Here is a 2269-nt window from a genome sequence, read left to right as displayed (position 1 = left end):
TCTTGTTTCCCTAGTTTAGGCCCTTGACAATTAGACGCGAAACGCCTATTTAAATAAAATAATTAATTTTTAATTACGGATCTATTCAATATTTAAAAAATAAATTATACTTTAGGAAAATAGTAAATAAGGATAATCAACAATAAAAGGAATTAATAATGCCAACCTTTAGTGAAGCACTCGATAGATTTAAACAAGATGGTTTTTTCGGATTAGATACAGAATTATATACTGAGCAGATCGAGAAACTTAAACTTTGCGCGAAATTTCTTAAAATAGACAAACCTGAAATACTTCCTTATCAATTTCATTTAAGTAATGTTCAGTTTATCCGAGGCTATTTGCCGAGACCTGAACGGATTATGGCCGGTGCTATAACAGAACATGCGCAACGCAATTGGAATTCTCGAGTTCCTGATGTGGCTCTCTTTCAAATGGCCAGATTGACGAATGAACCCAATACGAACTTAAGGTTTAATGATCCCAACAGCGATTCATCAGAAAGACTGCTTGAATGTGTTTTGTGGGATTTATTAAGTCAATCAGATACCTGGAGCTCGATTAAAATCGATTGGGTATTCTTTCTTCGTTATGGGGCTCCACATTATTTATGCGCCAATTTTCATACTTCTTTATTAAATAGTTTAGCCGAACCTACTGGAACATCGTTAGAAGAACTCAGTTTAAAGCCATTTTCTTTATCCAACAGTTTAACGGCATTAGTTAATTTTTTATCTCGAAACGTACACTTAAAAATTTTACATCTTGAAATAAGTGATGCCAGTGCTAAGGACTGGTTGGAGCTTAGCCAGGCTTTATCAGTACATCCGAATTTAGAATGCGTAAATTTTGGCAATACGCAATTTAATGAAGGCACTTATTCGGTTTTATCAAAATTACTGGATGAAAATTACCGAATCAAAGAGATTAATATAGCCGCGCCTATTGATAATTGGGTATTAATAGACGCTTATAATCAACTTAATCAACGCTTATCGAAACCTTGTCAAGTCCGATTTAAGGAGGAACGATTATCACAAGCTCGGCTACTAGAGGTCGCGTTCCAGACCTTAGTTGAGAGAGAAAAAGTTCAGCTCGAACACCCAGATCGTATGGTAGATGACGGAGAGGAAAAAAAACAAGCGCTATTAATGAGGCGGATTAATTTTTTATTAAGTAATCAGGGAACACTTGCCATTACCGACACTGAAAAAGTAACGTGGTTAAAAGACTCTTACGTATTACCTGAAGTTTATCCAAATCATAAAGAATACATGAAAGAATTTTCTTCTTTGGTTCAACTTCATTTGGGCGAGTTAGTTCTAGGCGGTACTAACACAGTGGGTTATCTTTTATTGGAGAGAGGCTTAGAAATAAGAGATACGCAAATAATTCAGCGTTTGCTGGAATCCAAAGCGGATTTGTTCGAATCTCCTCCAGAAGGTATAGAGAAACCTTTCTTAGTACGCTTGTTTGAAATGGAGGGTCCTTGGCAAGAAGTAGTGATTCACCATCTAAAAAAAGACTTAAATGTCTTAGTCCCAGCCGTAAGAATGTTAAGTCCTTATGAAAAATTAAAGTCTATTTGTGATAGTTTAACGCTACATTTAAACGCTTATTTTAAAATTTTAGAAAAGAGAAAAAAACAGCCAAAACTGTTGCACTTATTAAATGGAGTCATGTCTAATTTTCAGGACAGGCAGGAGGAATGTGCACAAAGTTTCCATAATTTAGCGTTGTATATCAAAGTGGCTACGGACGACGCTGCGGGAAAAAAAGTGACTTATGACTCCTTGTTTGAAGCGCAAGAAATTTTAGAGCAACTATTGGAGGATTCAAGCAAAGCAAATCGTGGTTTTTTAGGTCGATCCAAATTGCATGATGACTTATTACTTTTAGGAAAGGAACTTAATAAACAATTAAAGTTTCATCAAAGAGAGCTTTATTACCGTGAGAAAAATAAAAGTGTCAATTATTTTACAGACGGTTGTGAAAAAGACAATGAGAATCTTGAAAAAATGAAAGCAGATCTTGCAAAAGAGCGCGAGGCGCGTGAAAAAGAGCGCCAGAGGCATGCTCAAGAACAAAAGGAGATGAAAGAAACAATTGAGGAGTTAAAACGATTAATGCAGGCACAAAACAGAACCCAAAACCAAACATCCAAAGAAGCAACGTCGTCACAAGAGCAGGAAAGACCAGGAGACAGCGCATATTTTTTTGGTAGACGGTAATATGGTTGAAGGAGGATGTTATTCAAAGAGAGGATGCT

1 protein-coding gene is annotated in these 2269 nt (G+C 36.1%); it reads left to right on the top strand.

From position 1 onward, the window contains the following. Nucleotides 1-158 precede the first annotated feature (158 nt). Nucleotides 159-2231 carry a hypothetical protein gene (locus tag A1D18_RS00090; RefSeq protein ID WP_071661801.1) on the top strand — a complete coding sequence of 691 codons (2073 nt, stop codon included), beginning with the start codon at nt 159-161 and terminating at the stop codon, nt 2229-2231. Nucleotides 2232-2269: the final 38 nt, after the last annotated feature.

It is taken from the genome of Candidatus Rickettsiella isopodorum (assembly GCF_001881495.1).
GTDB lineage: Bacteria > Pseudomonadota > Gammaproteobacteria > Diplorickettsiales > Diplorickettsiaceae > Aquirickettsiella > Aquirickettsiella isopodorum.
Note: the sequence above shows the minus strand (reverse complement) of the source record. Positions and strands in the feature narration are given on the sequence as shown.